Annotated in this window: 14 protein-coding genes, 2 tRNA genes, 2 rRNA genes, 2 pseudogenes and 1 riboswitch; of the genes and pseudogenes, 3 read left to right on the top strand and 17 right to left on the bottom strand. The window is 45.1% G+C overall.

Annotated elements, in window-relative coordinates; translation table 11 throughout:
- Positions 1 to 15: 15 nt before the first annotated feature.
- The 3 genes and pseudogenes from DA100_RS19710 to DA100_RS19700 all read right to left on the bottom strand — a co-directional run bounded on the left by DA100_RS19710 (position 16) and on the right by DA100_RS19700 (position 4094).
- Positions 16 to 585 (bottom strand): hypothetical protein, encoded by a 570-nt coding sequence (locus DA100_RS19710; protein WP_138973684.1) that lies wholly within the window; start codon positions 583 to 585, stop codon positions 16 to 18.
- A 100-nt stretch (positions 586 to 685) separates the two neighbouring features.
- Positions 686 to 1465 (bottom strand): class I SAM-dependent methyltransferase, encoded by a 780-nt coding sequence (locus DA100_RS19705; RefSeq protein WP_138973683.1) that lies wholly within the window; start codon positions 1463 to 1465, stop codon positions 686 to 688.
- Positions 1466 to 1527: 62 nt separating this feature from the next.
- Positions 1528 to 4094: pseudogene (locus DA100_RS19700) on the bottom strand (EAL domain-containing protein).
- A gap of 102 nt (positions 4095 to 4196) precedes the next feature.
- On the opposite strand from DA100_RS19700, the gene asnC reads away from it, so the two are divergent.
- The gene (asnC, locus tag DA100_RS19695) at positions 4197 to 4661 is read left to right on the top strand and encodes a transcriptional regulator AsnC (protein WP_138973682.1); all 465 of its coding nucleotides are present in this window, start codon (positions 4197 to 4199) and stop codon (positions 4659 to 4661) included.
- Between the two features lie 40 nt (positions 4662 to 4701).
- Here the strand turns inward: asnC and DA100_RS19690 are convergent, their stop codons facing one another.
- Both DA100_RS19690 and DA100_RS19685 read right to left on the bottom strand, forming a co-directional pair.
- A complete protein-coding gene (locus DA100_RS19690) occupies positions 4702 to 4986 on the bottom strand; it encodes a hypothetical protein (protein ID WP_138973681.1) in 285 nt (94 codons plus the stop codon).
- Positions 4987 to 5070: 84 nt separating this feature from the next.
- Entirely contained in the window at positions 5071 to 6264 is a 1194-nt protein-coding gene (locus DA100_RS19685; RefSeq protein ID WP_138973680.1) for a multidrug effflux MFS transporter, read from the bottom strand.
- Positions 6265 to 6369: 105 nt separating this feature from the next.
- On the opposite strand from DA100_RS19685, the gene DA100_RS19680 reads away from it, so the two are divergent.
- Both DA100_RS19680 and DA100_RS19675 read left to right on the top strand, forming a co-directional pair.
- Positions 6370 to 7311, top strand: coding sequence for a LysR substrate-binding domain-containing protein (locus tag DA100_RS19680; RefSeq protein ID WP_138973679.1), 942 nt, complete (start codon positions 6370 to 6372; stop codon positions 7309 to 7311).
- A gap of 100 nt (positions 7312 to 7411) precedes the next feature.
- A complete protein-coding gene (locus DA100_RS19675) occupies positions 7412 to 9202 on the top strand; it encodes an aminopeptidase P family protein (protein ID WP_138973678.1) in 1791 nt (596 codons plus the stop codon).
- Between the two features lie 109 nt (positions 9203 to 9311).
- Here the strand turns inward: DA100_RS19675 and thiH are convergent, their stop codons facing one another.
- The 12 genes and pseudogenes from thiH to DA100_RS19615 all read right to left on the bottom strand — a co-directional run.
- A complete protein-coding gene (gene thiH / locus DA100_RS19670) occupies positions 9312 to 10433 on the bottom strand; it encodes a 2-iminoacetate synthase ThiH (protein ID WP_138973677.1) in 1122 nt (373 codons plus the stop codon).
- A gap of 19 nt (positions 10434 to 10452) precedes the next feature.
- Positions 10453 to 11223: a thiazole synthase gene (locus tag DA100_RS19665; RefSeq protein WP_138973676.1), complete on the bottom strand. Its 771-nt coding sequence runs from the start codon at positions 11221 to 11223 to the stop codon at positions 10453 to 10455.
- Between the two features lie 4 nt (positions 11224 to 11227).
- Positions 11228 to 11491, bottom strand: a complete 264-nt coding sequence (gene thiS / locus DA100_RS19660) for a sulfur carrier protein ThiS (RefSeq protein WP_138973675.1) — start codon at positions 11489 to 11491, stop codon at positions 11228 to 11230.
- A complete protein-coding gene (locus DA100_RS19655; RefSeq protein WP_138973674.1) occupies positions 11488 to 12279 on the bottom strand; it encodes a HesA/MoeB/ThiF family protein in 792 nt (263 codons plus the stop codon). Before DA100_RS19655 ends, thiS begins: the two co-directional genes overlap by 4 nt.
- Positions 12269 to 13603 carry a thiamine phosphate synthase gene (locus DA100_RS19650; RefSeq protein WP_138973673.1) on the bottom strand — a complete coding sequence of 445 codons (1335 nt, stop codon included), beginning with the start codon at positions 13601 to 13603 and terminating at the stop codon, positions 12269 to 12271. The genes DA100_RS19655 and DA100_RS19650 overlap by 11 nt, the downstream gene beginning before the upstream one ends.
- Positions 13603 to 15543 carry a phosphomethylpyrimidine synthase ThiC gene (gene thiC, locus DA100_RS19645; protein WP_138973672.1) on the bottom strand — a complete coding sequence of 647 codons (1941 nt, stop codon included), beginning with the start codon at positions 15541 to 15543 and terminating at the stop codon, positions 13603 to 13605. The genes DA100_RS19650 and thiC overlap by 1 nt, the downstream gene beginning before the upstream one ends.
- Before the next feature lie 148 nt (positions 15544 to 15691).
- Positions 15692 to 15790, bottom strand: a riboswitch (TPP riboswitch).
- 74 nt (positions 15791 to 15864) lie between these two features.
- Positions 15865 to 16251, bottom strand: coding sequence for a fluoride efflux transporter CrcB (crcB, locus tag DA100_RS19640; protein ID WP_138973671.1), 387 nt, complete (start codon positions 16249 to 16251; stop codon positions 15865 to 15867).
- Between the two features lie 113 nt (positions 16252 to 16364).
- Positions 16365 to 16668, bottom strand: a pseudogene (locus tag DA100_RS19635) (multicopper oxidase family protein); the annotation flags it as partial.
- A 109-nt stretch (positions 16669 to 16777) separates the two neighbouring features.
- Positions 16778 to 16854: transfer RNA gene (locus tag DA100_RS19630), tRNA-Trp, on the bottom strand.
- Between the two features lie 63 nt (positions 16855 to 16917).
- Positions 16918 to 16994, bottom strand: a tRNA-Asp gene (locus DA100_RS19625).
- An 84-nt stretch (positions 16995 to 17078) separates the two neighbouring features.
- Positions 17079 to 17195, bottom strand: a 5S ribosomal RNA gene (gene rrf, locus DA100_RS19620).
- 82 nt (positions 17196 to 17277) lie between these two features.
- Positions 17278 to 17793, bottom strand: a 23S ribosomal RNA gene (locus tag DA100_RS19615); the annotation flags it as partial.

Below are 17793 nucleotides of genomic sequence, written 5' to 3'. Positions count from 1 at the left end.
TTTTTTATTGTTCATTTAGTGGATGTTAGAGCCACTTACGACATCCCGCATTTCCGAAATGGTTGCCGCTAAGACCAACGTATTCGGCAATTTTGTCTCAAGCTTTTGCTGCTTTTTGAGCAGTTTTTGTTGCTTCTTGGCCAACTTAAGCAGCTTCTTTTGTTGCTTGTAGTATTTTTTGAGTGTTTTCTTCGCGCGTTTAATTACTCGCTTACTAGGTAAATCACCCAGTTTGGGCAACATAACTTCCGTTTGCTGATTGAGTATTGATGGTTGAGGTTGTGCTACCTTCTCTTTGACACGCTCAACAACCTTTCTAATCGCTTGAGCCTTGTCTGGTGAAGGGATAACTTTAGGTGTCTTCGGCAAAGCTTCGGCAAGTAAAGCACAGTTTTTTTGTTGCTCAACTGGCTGATTTTGACAAGATTTCGGAGGAATTGCCGCTGGTTTACAAAGCGAGGCTTTCGATGATGAAGATCGAGCACATGAACGGCAGACATACTTGGTATCGCTTACCAAGCGGTGAATTTCACCTAAGCTATCAGCGATTTGTTTACGGTTCATCTTACAAAGACGTTTAGTCACGCCACCACCCCAGCTAATAATACGAATAATTCTTAGTAAGATATAACCATTTAATCAATAATAAGCAAGCGCAAACATCGCAGAATTAAAACAGCGTTCGCTAAGTCATTGATGCATTGACATAAACATCAAATCGGTTCTTTTTCGTTTCAATCGCCATCGCTGGTTTCTTATCATTCAGCCAGTTTGCGTAGTCCGGTCTTTTCACTACAACCCTTTTAGCTGCAAGGGCTAAGGCAGGTTCTAATAAACCATCAGCGTCGAGGTCTGCCCCAACTAGAGACTGAAAAACTCTCATCTCTTTTTTTACCAGTGCACTCTTTTTTTTGTTTTCTGGGTGAGGATACATGGGATCCAAATACACCACGTCAGGTTTAACAAAGTTAGGATCAGCCGCCAATTGTTCAAGAGCATCATGGCTCGAAGCATGAAGTAATGACATACGTTCACTGACCCAATCGCCGATTTCCGAGTCTTGCTTAGCTCGCTCAAGGCCATCATCTAGGAGCGCTGCGACAACCGGATGACGCTCAACCATTTGAACCTTACAGCCTAATGACGCCAATACAAACGCATCGCGGCCAAGGCCAGCGGTACCATCAAGTACGGTTGGTGTACTGCCTTTGTTTAATCCTGCGGCTTTAGCAATAGCTTGCCCCTTACCACCACCAAACTTACGTCGGTGTGCCACTGCACCACCCGCTAAATCCACATATATCGCACCAAGTTTGGGCTCATCGAGTTTACGCAACTCAAGCCGATGCTCAGTCAGAACTAAAGCAAACGGACAGTCATCACTGTGAGTCAATCCCCAGCGTTGAGTAAGCTCTACAAACCGCTCAGTTTGAGTCTGGTCTTCGCATTGAAGTTGTAGTTGCACGAAGTGCTCCAAAATGTTGTTACGATAAGAGTGCGCAGTGTACTGGATTTTCAATAACGGTACTAAGTTTTCTCTATCGCCATTAGCTCTTCCACTAACTCCCGCAGTGGCTTAGGTTTGCCAATGATGTATCCCTGAGCATAATCTACGCCCAACTCCATAAGTTGTTCAATGATGTGGGTATTCTCGACAAATTCAGCAACCGTTTTTTTGCCCATCTGACGCGCCAAATCATTGATCGAACGCACCATTAGGTGGTCCATTTCATTCACATCGATATCTCGAACAAATATTCCGTCAATCTTGACGATATCGACGGGTAGCTTCTTCAGATATCCGAATGACGATAGACCTGAGCCAAAGTCATCGAGAGCGATTTGGCAACCCAAAGCTTTTAACTGCGTAAAAAACTCTATCGCTTGATTCATATTACTCATGGCGGCGGTTTCGGTGATCTCTAAGCAGATTTTGTCGCAAGGCACATCTGATTGCGTCAGTTTATCCAGCAAGAAAGCGATAAACTCTTTGTTGCCCATTGAGTGACCAGAAAGATTGATCGCACAGGTACCGAGTTCCTTGAGTGCTTCAGGGTGCGCTGACAGCCAATCTAGTGCTTGTGTCACAACCTGTTTATCAAGTATTCGCTGGGCAAACAGTTCGATGCGCTGGTTCGCCAACGCTTCATGAACCAGATTGACGCTCTCCATTTCCTGCTCCCGACGACGCAATTCCTTAGCAAGATAGCAAACTCATCTCCTCCCATACGAGCCAAGATGCTGTTGTATGGTAATACCTCTTCCAACATGCTGGCACAAAACTGAATTGCTGCGTCACCAGCCTCATGTCCAGCAGTATCATTGAGAACTTTGAGCTGATCGAGATCGATGTACAGCATGGCATGAGTGCGGGTATAACTTGCTACTTCACTCAGAGCCCTAGTTCTCTCTCAAAATAGTTGCGGCTGTAGGTTCCAGTAAGCAAATCATGTTGCGCTTGATACTGAAGCTGTTCTGACAATGTGCGCGTTTCAGTTACATCTTCCCCGACAATCAGAATGTGTCCAGATTCAACCAAGGGTCTAATATTTTCCCTAACCCAGACGGTATGACCGTCGGCATGTCGATATTCGATATCACGTCGCCACACGCCCTTTATCGCCTGCTTAGGTTGCAATAATACTTGTCTAGGAATGAGTTCATCCTGATTAAAATAGAATTCTCTTAGACGATGACCCAAAATCTGATCCGACTTATAGCCAAGCAGTTGTTCGGCAAATTGGTTAACTTGTTGAACACGATTCTGCTCATCCAACGTCAACATCATTACTGGTTGCTGATCATAGTAGTGACTTAGATTCGCTTCTCTTTGATAAAGACGTTCTTCGGTGATTTTCCTTGTCGTTATATCACGAGCTTCAAGTAAAAATTGTTTGCCTCCTTGGGGAGAAGGAATAGGTTTAAGCGCGACTTCCAAAACCATAGAACCATGTTCAGCATGCCAAATCTCAGCTTCAAACTGCGCAACAGAGTCATTGGATGTTTGCCTGAAAAACTGCTGTAACTGCTTTGCTGCCTCTGCTTCCCAATGTCGGTGCTGCCAAATAGGTCTATCGACACTAAAGTCCTGATGGTATAGAAGCTCCTGAAGCTTACTATTGCTCGATGTAATGCAACCGTCAGCGTCTAAAACACCGATAAAATGATAACTTTGGTCAAACCCCATTTCATCATCGCTTGGTAGTCAAGCTTGATGTCAGGAGTACCCAATTTGACGCTTGGCAAAGGCTCAGCAGGGCTATTTAAGGCGCCAACTAAAAGGTTGGCCGCTTGTTGTCCATGCAGAAAGCCACTTTGAACCACGCCCCCAACGGCACCATAGCCCAGTGCAAGATCGTGCACCATATAAATTGGCGCTTTTGATACCTCATTAAGTCGTTTCCATTTGTCGTGCTCTGCGACAAGTCGGCCGTCAATCTCACGATCATATATCGAGAAGAGAATGCTATCTCGGCGATTTAACTTAGACACATGTTCAAGAAGCTGCTCATAAGTGTCTGGAATGTAGGAAACAATTCGATCTCGATAATGGGGGTAATTAGCAAGAAACATCCCAACCTGTTTTCGAATCCCAGCGCCGCTGACCGAGTGATCACTAACGATATGAATGAGCTTTACTTGTGGTTGAATTCGCTCGATGAGAGAGATGTTGCTATAGATGTCGATATCTTCAGCAATCCCTGTCGCATTTAGGTTCTCATGGAGATTCGGGGTGTAGTTGTTGATACCACCAAAAATAACCGGTATATCGCCTAATTCACTGGCTAGTCGATTCATTAATGCTAATGCGTTGTTATCACTAACAATGATCGCTCTAAATGTCTTTGTTCGAATTTGGTTTTGTACAGTTGGTACAAACGTTCAAAGTAAGTATCACTTTGTATACGCTTGCTATCGAGGTAGAGAACCCGTATTGGGATGCTAGAGCCCTTCAATTGGCTGTCTAAACCACTTTGAAAAGCGTCAGTCCAAAAAAAGCCCTGGTGGTATGAATGCACAACCAGCACGTCTTGATCATGCGCTTGGGAAAACGAACTCAAAATTATCGCTAGAAGGAATAGACAAAAACGCACTAAAATGTGTCTCAGAACCAAAAAATTATATCTACTATTGTATCACCACTGGTGATGGTTTGTACTAAGGTCGTAACATTTACGTGAATTACAAGGAGTTACATGCAGGCTAACAACATCAAACTGGATGATCTAGATAAGGCAATCCTAAAAACCCTTATGGAAGATGCACGTACTCCTTATGCGGAAATGGCCAAGCAGTTTGAAGTAAGCCCTGCAACCATTCACGTGCGTATCGAGAAGATGAAATCGGCTGATATCATACAAGGAACCGAAGTAATCGTTGATACCAAAAAGTTGGGGTATGACGTGTGTTGTTTTATCGGTATCAATCTTAATGCGGCTCGAGATTATCACTCCGCACTTGAAAAACTGAATGCGTTAGAAGAAGTGGTTGAAGCGTACTACACCACAGGTGCCTACAACATTTTCGTAAAATTAATGTGCCGCTCTATTGAAGAGTTGCAGTATGTTCTGATTGATAAGCTACAAGCCATTGATGAAGTTCAATCTACCGAGACTTTGATCTCGCTACAAAACCCAATCAATCGAAACGTTAACCCATAAAAAAACTCGCCGAAGCGAGTTTTATCAATTTTTGATCTTATTACTTTGAGGCAAGGTAACTTTTAAGGTCTTCAACAGAAATACCTTGATCTGCAATCTGTTTAGCCAGTGATTCGACCTGCTCACCTTTGCGTGATTCAATCACCTGTTGAAACTGGTACACCATATCTCGAAGAATAGGAAGCGGAACCTGTTTCGCCGCACTACGGATGCGCTCGCCACTTTGGTTGCCCAATTCACTCAACAATTTACCAAACATTATTTTTTCTGGAGAATCTTCCAATTGTTCCAGAACTCGAGCCATCTCATAGGTTGTCATTGACATCGTAGCGATTTATCCACACATACCGATATAAAGAAGCACAAATATACAACGTTTCATTTAATTATCAAAGCGCATCTCGTAAGATTACGCCACCGCATGGTGCCAGTAACGGCCAGTTCTAGACCATAGAATAGCAAGTGCAGGTGTGACTATAAGCATTAAGGTTGCGATCATAATTTGTGGTTCCATACCTAGGCGCTGTACGGTACCGACGACTAAACCCGAACCACTCATTTGAAAAAGCCCTAGCAGTGCTGCTGCTGTACCCGCTTTATCGCCAAATGGGGCAAGCGCTTTACCAGCGGCCGCGCCAAGAATCCATGCAAAACCAATCGAAGACATAAAGATTGGTAGCATAAACGCCATCGCTGTCGCTTGACCTTGCAGAAGCATCACCACCACACCAGCAATTGCCAAAGTTACAATGCCGACTGTCAGTGCCATATGCGTTCCAAATCTATCCATGAATTTTGGCGCACTCATACAGGCCACAATATTGATTGCCGCATTAATACCAAACCACATGGTGAACTCATTCATACTAAGGCCAAGATTCTCCATCAGTACTACGGGTGCCGATGTTACATAGCCGAGAATGACCGCCATCGCTAACATACACAGAGTTGCGTGAAACAAGAATGACGGTGAACGCACAACATCAAGATAGCGATTGAGTTTGAATACCGGCTCTTTACTTATTTGCGGGTTCGTCTCTTTTAACCCAATCCATAGCATCACCAATACGACTGCCGCAAAGCCGGCCATAAAGCTAAAATTCGATCGCCAACCAAACTGCTGTGTTAACCAACTACCGAGTATCGGGGCAAGCGCAGGGATAAAGCAGATTGCACCATTTAAGTAACTAATCATTTTGCCACTTTTTTGTGGACCAAAGATGTCGCGAACTGTTGCAAAGGCTGCTACCGATGTCGCACACGCGCCTAAGCCTTGTAGCAAACGAGAGACCAGCATCCACTCGATATTTTGAGCGCTCCACGCCAATAAAGCACTGACCGCATAGATGCTTACTCCTCCCAATGCAACAGTTCGACGTCCTAGTTTGTCCGCTAAGGGACCTGCAAATAGCTGACCGACGCCCATAGCAAACAAGAACCAAGTAATCGTATCTTGCGCTAACGCATGTTCCACGTGGAACGTTGACGAAATTAATGGCAGTGCAGGCAGATAAATATCAATAGCCAAGGGGCTAAACAGAACAAGTAATGTAAGAAGCATTAGCTGTTGCTTGGTTGGGTTGGTTGAGGTTGCCGTCTGCACTTGTATCTCCGCTGCGCATGATGAAATTGCCTTTATAGTAGGCTAAACTAGATATGCCTGCTAATGACGTATTGTCATCAAAGTTATTCCTCCTGAGAATTTCTAATGAATATAGAGAAACTTGCTCGTCTTGATCTGAATTTACTGGTCTGTTTACGTGTTTTAATTGAAGAACTTAACGTTACTCGCGCAGCACACCGATTGTGTCTTAGCCAATCTGCTGTCAGTAAGAATCTTGCCAAGCTTAGGGCACAGTTTGATGACCCTCTGTTCGTGCGTCACGCCCATGGCCTAAAACCAACACCTAAAGCGCTGTTTCTTAAACCCAAACTCGAGATACTAATAAATCAATTAGAACAGCTAACACAACCTGAAGAGTTTTCGCCTAGCTCGAGTGATTATCGCTACCAGATTGCCGCTGTCGAAAGTGTTTACCCACTGATCTTACCCCACTTCCTTCCCCAGATATTTAACCGCGCACCGGGCGTCACTATCAGTACTCATGCTTGGTCTGACGACACATTTCGTCAAATACAGCGGGGAGAAATTGACTTAGGCATTACAGGGAAAGATATCGACATCAATGACGCAAAACTCACTATGCTGCCACCTAGCGATATTTGCGAGCAGGAAATATACCGTGATAACCAAATGTGTTTAGTCCGAAAAGAGCATCCTGCTCTGGGGCAAGTTTGGAATCTCGATAACTTTTTGGCTCAGCGCCACGTTCAAGTTCGCTGTGATGGCAACGAAAGATGGTTACTCGACTATCGATTAGCCGACATCGGCAAAGAGCGCGATATCGCGATTACCGTACCTGACTTTAACAGTGCGGCAAGCTTATGTTCTTACACAGACTTCGTATTTACCGCACCGAGTCATTTTGTAAAGCTAGCCTCAAAGCAGCTAGACTTGACTGTCCTACCTTTACCGATGGAATTTCCTCCAATGGCATATACGCTGTTCTGGCACCGTGATAGAGAAAATGACCCTGCATTATCTTGGCTACGACAAATCATTCGGGATAAAACCACTGCTCTTAGATAATTTGCAGCCTGACGGTAAAAAGAGTAGCTTATTCTCATCGTCCAACTGCACGCTTAAACGTTGACACGGACAACTAGACAATAATGAAGGATTACCACAGATGCTTATGACTACAGAACAGCGTTTGGCTGCTATTCGCGATTGGCTCGCACAGAATAATTTAGACGCCCTGCTTGTCCCACATGAAGACGAATACCTTGGCGAATACGTCCCCGCTCACAATGAGCGTCTCCACTGGCTGACTGGATTTACAGGTTCTGCCGGTGTTGCTGTCATTACTCAACACAATGCCGCTATTTTCGTTGATGGTCGCTACACGGTTCAAGTAACTAAACAGGTCCCATCAACGTTGTTCGAATATCGCCACTTAATTGAAGAGCCTGCTCTTGATTGGATCCTCGAACATCTTGAAACAGGATGTTCAGTCGCGATCGACCCACGTATGCATAACTCAGCTTGGTTAGATTCAGCTCAAGCAAAACTTGCAGGAAAGCTGGAGCTCAATATTTTGCAAAGCAACCCGATTGACCAGTTGTGGCATGATCGTCCAGCCCCCGTCATTTCGGATGTAAGACTGATGGCGACAGAAGCTGTTGGTCAATCTAGTGAGAGTAAGCGTCAAGAGATCGCTCATTTGGTTGCAAAGGCAGGAGGTCACGCCGCTGTGATAACCGCATTGGACTCAATTTGCTGGTTATTAAACGTACGTGGTCTTGATGTCTCACGCTTGCCTGTTTTGCTATCTCACGCGATTCTCCATGACGATGCGAGTGTCGAATTCTTCCTTGACCCAGCACGTCTGCCTAGCAACTTCTCTGAACACGTTGGTAATGGTGTAACCGTCCATCACCCAGATTCACTCAAGGCACAGATCGAAGCGCTTGCGGGTAAAAAAGTGCTACTCGATCCAGCGACCAGCAATGCTTGGTTCAAACTGGTTCTGCAAAATAGCGGTGCGTCAGTCATCAATGCTGCCGATCCTTGTCTAATGCCTAAAGCATCGAAGAACGACGTCGAAATTTCAGGCATGAAAGCTTGCCACGTTAGAGATGGCGTTGCGATGTGTAAGTTCTTGAGTTGGCTAGATTCAGAAGTAGCGACGGGAAATCTTCACAATGAGGCGCTACTGTCTGACAAACTTGAGCAATTTAGAAAACAAGACCCGACACTCATGGATCTTAGCTTTGACACTATTTCCGCAGCCGGCAGTAATGCCGCAATGTGTCACTACAACCATGAGAATCAACCTGAGCCTGGAGTACTTCAACTAGACAGTCTTTACTTGGTTGATTCTGGCGGTCAATATCTAGATGGCACCACAGACATCACGCGTACCATTGCTATCGGAAAACCTAGCGACGAAATGATTAAGCAGTTCACGCTTGCATTAAAAGGTCACATTGGTGTCGCTCGCGCTCGTTTCCCTAAAGGTACTCGAGGATACCAGATTGATACTCTAGCTCGTCAGCACTTATGGGCCGAAGGCTACGACTATGACCACGGTACCGGACACGGCGTGGGGCATTTCCTCAGTGTTCATGAAGGACCCGCTAGCATATCTAAAAAGCAAATTGATGTGCCTCTCACTCAAGGTATGGTTTTGTCTAATGAGCCAGGTTACTACCGCGCTGATGCATTCGGTATCCGAATTGAGAACCTAGAGCTTGTTGTCGAAACACCGACTAAAGGCGACTTCCCTGTACTCAGCTTTGAATCGCTAACACGTTGCCCAATTGATATCAGAAACATCAATGTTGATATGCTGACACGTCCAGAACTCGCGTGGCTGAATGACTACCATCAGAAAGTATGGGATGAGATCAGCCCGCTAGTTGAAGGTGATGTGAAAGAGTGGCTTCGTCAAGCAACGGCACCTGTAGCACACAGCTAGAAGCTAGAAGCTAGAAGCTAGAAGCTAGAAGCTAGAAGCTAGAAAAAAGTAGAGGGTTGATGTTTTGCATCAACCCTCTTTTCTTTACCTATGTTTCACGTGAAACACTCTAACCAGAATATGCACAATGCCAATCTCGCCACACCGGATCTAAACCTTTCGACCTAATCATTGCTTCAATTGAATCCGCGCCTCTCTCATCACTGATCTCAAACTGTTCAAGCTCCGCGTCATTTGAAGCGTATCCCCCAGGCTGAGTTTTTGACGCCGCTGACATACTCGTAATACCTAGTGATAAAACATTATCTCTAAACTGAGGTGACTCTCTGGTAGAAAGTGACAACTCAACTTCTGGATTGAGCAATCGATATGCGCAAATAAGCTGGACTAACTGTTTATCGCTCATAACAGATTTCGGTACAACGGAGCTTTCTCCCCCCTCACATGGTCTCAGCCGAGGAAAAGAAATTGAGTAACGTGATTGCCAATACGTCCGTTCGAGATAGTCGAGATGTGCTGCAACGTAAAAACAATCAGTGCGCCACTCATCCAAACCAATTAGAGCTCCGATACCAATTTTGTCGATACCAGCCTTAGCTAATCTATCTGGCGTATCCAACCTAAAATCAAAATCCATTTTATTGCCACGCAAATGATGTTTGGCATAAGTGGAAGCGTTATAAGTTTCCTGATAGACCATGACCGCATCCAAACCGAGCGTTTTAAGCTCTGCGTATTGATGCTCCTGTAATGGCTGAACCTCCATAGCTAAGTAGTTAAAGCGCTGCTTTATTAGGGGAACCATCTCCCTAAAGTAGTTCATGCCTACCTTAGTCTCATGCTCACCAGTTACCAGCAGCACATTGTCAAACTTCATACGCTTTATCGCCTCGATTTCTGCCTCGATTTCTGACTTATTCAATGTGCGACGTTTAATGCGATTCTCCATAGAAAATCCACAATAGGTACAAGCGTTGGCACATAAGTTTGAAAGATAGAGCGGTATATAGAGCGACATCGTGTTACCAAAGCGTGTACGTGTCGCTGAATATGACAGTTGGGCCATTTGCTCAAGATAGGGCTCTGCTGCTGGAGAGATTAGCGCTTTAAAATCTTCCAAGTCTCGCCGGCTCTTAGCCAAAGCATTCTCAACGTCTTTGGCGGTTTTGGCATAGATCGACATCGAAATATCATGCCAATTGTATTTTTTGTACTGTTCAACAAAACTCATTCGATCTCCTCACTGCTGTTTACGACAGTTGATCGAGAAATGATGTGAGAGGACTAGATGCAATCGCATGATTTGCTTTTCCTGCGAGTCCTGCTTCAAATGCCATGCGACCAGATTCGACGGCCAATTTGAATGCTATCGCCATCTCTACAGGATGAGTAGATGCCGCAATCGCTGTGTTGACAAGCACGGCATCTGCACCCATTTCCATCGCGAGTGCAGCATGAGATGGCGCACCAATACCAGCATCGACAACAACAGGGACATTCGCTTGGTCAATAATGATCTCAAGAAAGTCGCGCGACACAACACCTTTGTTGCTGCCGATTGGCGCTCCAAGAGGCATAACAGCAGCGCACCCTACTTCCTCTAAGCGTTTACATAACACCGGATCAGCATGGCAATAAGGTAGAACGATAAAACCATCTTTAACCAGTTGTTCTGCTGCAAGCAGCGTCTCTATTGGGTCTGGCATTAGGTACTTAGGATCAGGATGGATTTCCAACTTAAGCCAGTTGGTTGCTAACGCTTCCCTCGCTAAATGAGCTGCGAAGATTGCGTCCTTTGCGGTTTTTGCACCAGAGGTGTTCGGAAGTAAGTTAACACCTGCATTGATAAGTGGCTGCAAGATATTATCTTGCTTATCGTTAACATCAACACGCTTAAGAGCCATAGTGGCTAACTCAGAGCCAGATGCCTCAATGGCTTTTACCATCAACTCACTATTGGCGAACTTCCCTGTTCCGGTAAACAGACGAGAGTTAAATTGTTTGTCGGCAATTTTAAGCATTGATTCAGCCCCCTGCTATAGCTTGAAATAGAGAGATGCTGTCTCCCTCAATGAGAATGGTATTGCTCCAGTCACTGCGTGGCACAACCTGATTATTGATCGCAAATACGTACCCAGAATCCGTAATGGCAAACTGGGTCACTATGTTTTCTAGGTTACAGCCAAAAGGTACAAGCTGTGGAATTGAATTGATCTCAATGGTTATCGTCGAACTACTGGTACTATCTAGCGAATCAGACGACACCGAAACTTTATTTGATGTACTCATATTTGCACCTCTGGAAATTTAGTCTGACTTAACGACCCACAAGCAGAACATTGACTATCTCTGTTTATCGATAAGGTTTGCCAAGCAAGCTTTAACCCATCAAATAGATGTAAGGTAGCGGGCTGAAAGTGAAACTTGCCGGTAACTAAAAGCTGAATTGCCGCGATGGCTTGATAGTTACCCATTGTGCCAACTACAGGACCCAGCACTCCGCTATCGCTGCATCTAACCGGATGTGTTAGCTCATCGAACGGGAACAAACAGCGATAACAGCCATTTTCGGAGTCGGAATTACGATAATCGAATACGGAAAACTGACCTTTCCATCCTATTGCCGCGGCCGTGATCAGAGGTTTGCGCTGTTCAATACAAGCTTGATTGGTCATCTGTCGAGTCGTCATGTTGTCGCTACAATCCAAAACGACATCAGCAAGCATGACCTCGAGACTCAATTGCCGACTATCTAGTCGTCTATTGATCGCCCTAATAGCAACGTTAGAATTCAACGCTCTAATTTGCGTTTGAGTCGCAATGACCTTTGGTCTATTGACGTCCTGCTCCCGATATATGACTTGACGATGCAAGTTACTCGGATCAACCACATCATCATCGACAATCACTATCTTTCCTACCCCTGCGCCGGATAGGTATAGACTCGCAGCACTGCCTAATCCACCACAACCAATGATTAATACGTGTGCTTCTGATAACGCCAGCTGCCCTCGTTCAGCAAACTCAGGTAAGGCGATTTGGCGCTGATATCTAACAAATTCTTCATCACTTAGCATGTGTAAGTTCCTCTGAATTGTTTTTGTCTCGAATGCTGTGCTTACTCATTACTTGTTGAAAAAACTCTATAGCCTGCTCTATTGAGTCAGCTTCAGTGATTGCTCTGACTACCGCGAGACTGGAAACCCCACACTGCCAAACTTGATGCGCATTTGTTTGATCAATACCACCAATCGCTACGGTAGGAAGTCCTTGGTTCCCACGATAAGGAATGGTATCGATCAATTGCTGGTATAGAGCCAACCGAACCAATCCTTGTGGTAATGAAGGCATTTGCTTTGTGGTGGTTGGGAATATATGCCCTAAGGCGATGTAACTCGGATAAATCTGCGCTATACGTAGCAACTCGTAATACCCATGTGTCGACAGCCCAAGACATAGTCCAGCTTCTCTCAGTAGATCGAGGTTGGACTGCTCTATATCTTCTTGTCCAAGATGAACACCGAAGGCACCGTGCTTTATCGCCAGCTGCCAATAGTCATTGATAAACACCTGAGCGTGGTACTGGCGACCAAGCGCTACAGCTCTTTCTATTTGCTGCTCTAAATCATGCCGATGTGGATCTTTAATTCGCAGCTGAATCGTCTTCACGCCTAACTCAAGTAAACGCTCGATCCATTCAACACTGTTAACAACAGGATATAGACCCAACGCTAACTTCGATAACGATGGAAAAGATAAGGCTTGATTTGCAGTCGACCAATTCACATCAATACCAAGTCGTGAATCATTTAAAACAGGTACAGGAAAATGAGCATAGGAACTTGGCCATGTTTTGTTGAACCCCATTCTTGGATTGGAAAGTGTTTCACGTGAAACATCATCACAGGAAGCCAACATTGCTCGGGCTAATGTCAGTGCATCTTCAATAGGAAAGTCCAGAGCAAGTAGTGTCACCACCCACACAAAATGCGCTTTGGGATGAAACAAGAGCGAAGGCGCAGCGGAAAGTGCTCGCACCTCCCCTGTGTCTGGATGCCTCCAGATATCGAACTGCGACAGAATGCAACTTACATCGCCTTGCTCAGCATCTTCTACATCGATATAAATAGAATTCTTGGGTTGCTCTAGATATCTCTCAATATCAATCGAACCATGATAGTAAAGCACGTAATCTAGAAGCACTTGACCATCATGCTTAGATATTAAGTCTGTACTGATGTGAGTGATATGTTGGTCGCGAACAAGTTGGAAATGTAGAGTTGGGCTAACGCCCAACTCAATACACTCGATATCAAATCCTTGTTCTCTAGCCAACAACAGACATTGCTGAACATTCCCCGTCATTGCAATCCATGACGCAGGTATAAGGATTCTCATCACTACTCGGCTACCTCTGGCTGAACAGCAGGATGGTACAACTCTGAACCGGTAGAACGAAATTCTGCCGATTTTTGACGCATTCCTTCCAGCGGGTCATCAAGCATTTTTATTGATATAGCTTGATCTGCTGCCACCTGTTCGGTGTCTTTAGCATACTCACGAACTTCCTGTGAGATCTTCATAGAACAGAACTTAGGACCACACATTGAACAGAAATGAGCAACTTTGCCCGACTCTTGTGGCAGAGTCTCATCGTGGAAAGCACGCGCTGTATCTGGGTCTAGCGCTAGGTTAAATTGATCCTCCCAACGGAACTCAAAGCGAGCTTTTGACAAAGCATTATCACGAACTTGGGCACCAGGATGCCCTTTCGCTAAATCTGCCGCATGTGCAGCAAGCTTGTAGGTAATCATCCCCGTTTTAACGTCTTCTTTGTTAGGCAAACCAAGATGCTCTTTTGGCGTCACATAACAAAGCATTGCACAGCCATACCAACCTATCATCGCAGCTCCAATACCAGAGGTAATGTGGTCGTAGCCTGGAGCAATATCAGTTGTAAGCGGACCAAGTGTATAAAAAGGGGCTTCATGACAGTGTTCTAGCTGCTGAACCATATTCTCCTTGATCATATGCATTGGGACATGACCTGGCCCCTCAATAATGACCTGAACATCGTATTCCCAAGCTATCTTGGTGAGTTCACCAAGCGTGCGTAGCTCAGCAAACTGAGCTTCATCATTTGCATCAGCAACTGAGCCTGGGCGAAGACCATCACCTAACGATAGTGCGACATCATACTTCGCACAGATCTCGCATATCTCTCTAAAGTTCGTGTAAAGGAAACTTTCTTGATGATGAGCTAGACACCATTTGGCAATAATGGAACCGCCCCGCGAAACGATACCTGTAACTCGTTTGGCCGTCATTGGCACATATCGAAGAAGAAGTCCGGCATGAATAGTAAAGTAATCAACACCTTGCTCCGCTTGTTCGATTAGCGTATCACGCATCACCTCCCAGTTAAGGTTTTCGGCAATACCGTTCACTTTTTCAAGAGCCTGATACATAGGAACCGTACCAATTGGCACTGGACTGTTACGCAATATCCACTCTCGTGTTTCGTGTATATTGCGCCCTGTTGAGAGATCCATAACCGTATCGCCCCCCCAACGAGTGGCCCACACCAACTTCTCAACCTCCTCCTCGATAGACGATGTAACCGATGAATTGCCGATATTAGCGTTGACCTTAACAAGAAAGTTTCGGCCAATAATCATAGGTTCAGACTCTGGATGGTTGATATTAGATGGGATTATTGCGCGTCCATGAGCAACTTCATTACGAACAAACTCAGCGGTAATGTCTTTGGGCAAGTTGGCACCGAAACTTTGACCAGGATGTTGTTGATTAAGCACTTCATCACGATACTTGGCGCGTCCCATATTCTCGCGCAAAGCGATGTACTCCATCTCAGGAGTAATTAATCCTTTACGGGCGTAGTGCAGTTGAGTCACACAGTGACCGACTTTAGCGCGTCGAATTCTTGGTAGATTCCCGTAACGAAGGTCATCTAACGTTTCGTCTGCCAATCGCTGCTTAGTGTAAATCGAACTGACATCGTCAAGAATTTCAGTATCGCTACGCTCTTCAATCCAAGTTTCTCTAAGCTTGGGGAGTCCGTTATACAGATCTATTTTGTGGTTTGGATCGGTATAGACACCGGAAGTGTCATAGACGCGTACAGGTTCATTAGGCTCAAAGATGGGGGATTCTTTAGTGCCACCGATTAGACTATCAGACAGCGTGATTTCTCGCATAGGGACCTGAATGTCAGGACGAGTGCCCTCTACGTACACTTTTTGTGAATTAGGATACGGTTGAACAGACAACGTATCGATGAATTGTTTAGCTTCCAGTCTCGCTTGTTTGCGACTCGACATAGCATTTTTCCTTGCTTGTTATTCTAGATAAAAAGATTTTGGATAAAAATGCTTGGCGGAAAGATGCGACAAGAGGTATCGAAAACAGTTCTAAAAGTATGACTATTTACAGAATCGATATTTGATATTAACCAGTTTGATACTGGTTAAGGTACCTTCTCTTGTTCCCTTCGCAGATACTAATCTGATCAGGTTCAACGGATCCCGAATTAACGGTCTCAGCCTTATGGCACTCCGACAAGTAAAGCGAGTATATAAAATCGGCTTGGTTAAACCAAGCCGACCTGTACAAAAATTGTTAAAAAAATGAACAAAAAATCACTACGAACTTTTGACCAGTAGATGAAATCCTACCCAAGCAGCAGAGATACTCAACGCGACATTGAGCAATACGTTCAGTCCCATCTTGAAAAATGCGCCTTGCTGCATGAGTAAAACGTTATCCATCGAAAAGGTAGAAAACGTAGTCAAGGCACCTAAGAAGCCAAGACCGATAATCTGTCTCCATGGCTCTGGTGCAAGAAGCTCGTTCTCAAACGCTGCAATCAGCAAGCCCATTATAAAAGAACCCACCACATTAACGGTTAACGTACCGTATGGAAAGCCTCGACCAAACAGCATGATACATAACTCAGATATCAAATAACGCGAACAAGCACCAAAGGCACCCCCCACTGCGATAAAACCAAGAATAGAAAGCTGACCCATAACTCCCCCAAAAACTATTTTCTGGTTGATATTGTATCGATCATCGATAAATAATCGACCAAAATTCATAGCATCTTACATCAAACAAAGTTTGAAATTTAAAAGGTTACAGGTGTCACTAATGGAGCTGGAATATTATCTTTGCTCATACCCTCCCACTCAAATACAAAATCAATTAACTCTGCATTATTAAGATCAAGCTTAGGAATTGCATTCAAGGGAATAACGGGAATCACTGACTGATCAGGCAGATCAGATTCGATCACCGAAGAGGAACAGAGAGGAAATGGAAAAGGCCCTTTCATCTGACGCACAAAAATGCGCTCTCCAGCCGCTGGAGCGATAAAGGTGACATCAACCCCTCATTCCGGGTCTAATCTTATGCTGAGATAGCTTATAGGGCGTTCTAATCATAGACATAATTACCCTGCTCACTCCGAAACCCAATTAGCGTATAAGCCGGAAGAACAGAAAGGGCTGAGAATGCAAAAAGGCTCTAGTCTTTCGACTAGAGCCTTCTTAATTATGGCAGGGGTGGAGAGATTCGAACTCCCAACACGCGGATTTGGAATCCGCTGCTCTGCCAATTGGAGCTACACCCCTGTAGAATCTTTTCAGATTTTAGATTCGAAAAAACCTCGCCATTAGCGAGGTTTTCGGAATAAGTGGCGGAGCGGACGGGACTCGAACCCGCGACCCCCGGCGTGACAGGCCGGTATTCTAACCAACTGAACTACCGCTCCGCACTGGTTAGACTCTTGAGTCTAAGTTTTTGCCTTTAGATTTTCCCTTAATAAAAAGGTCTAAAATCTAAAAACGAAATGTAAGCCTGGCGATGTCCTACTCTCACATGGGGAAACCCCACACTACCATCGGCGCTAATTCGTTTCACTTCTGAGTTCGGAATGGAAATCAGGTGGGTCCAAATCGCTATGGTCGCCAAGCAAATTCTTTAATCTGGAAAGCTGTCAGTTCTTACACATTCAATGTTCTTACATTGAGTCCACAAAACCCTTTGGGTGTTGTATGGTTAAGCCTCACGGGCAATTAGTACAGGTTAGCTCAATGCCTCACAGCGCTTACACACCCTGCCTATCAACGTTCTAGTCTCGAACAACCCTTTAGGACCCTCAAGGGGTCAGGGAAGACTCATCTCAGGGCTCGCTTCCCACTTAGATGCTTTCAGCGGTTATCGATTCCGAACTTAGCTACCGGGCAATGCGTCTGGCGACACAACCCGAACACCAGAGGTTCGTCCACTCCGGTCCTCTCGTACTAGGAGCAGCCCCCTTCAATCTTCCAACGCCCACGGCAGATAGGGACCGAACTGTCTCACGACGTTCTAAACCCAGCTCGCGTACCACTTTAAATGGCGAACAGCCATACCCTTGGGACCGACTTCAGCCCCAGGATGTGATGAGCCGACATCGAGGTGCCAAACACCGCCGTCGATATGAACTCTTGGGCGGTATCAGCCTGTTATCCCCGGAGTACCTTTTATCCGTTGAGCGATGGCCCTTCCATTCAGAACCACCGGATCAC

The sequence above is a fragment of the Vibrio sp. Hep-1b-8 genome, assembly GCF_006124995.1.
Lineage (GTDB): Bacteria > Pseudomonadota > Gammaproteobacteria > Enterobacterales > Vibrionaceae > Vibrio.
The sequence above is the reverse complement of the archived record's forward strand: the minus strand, read 5'-3'. Positions and strand labels throughout refer to the sequence as shown.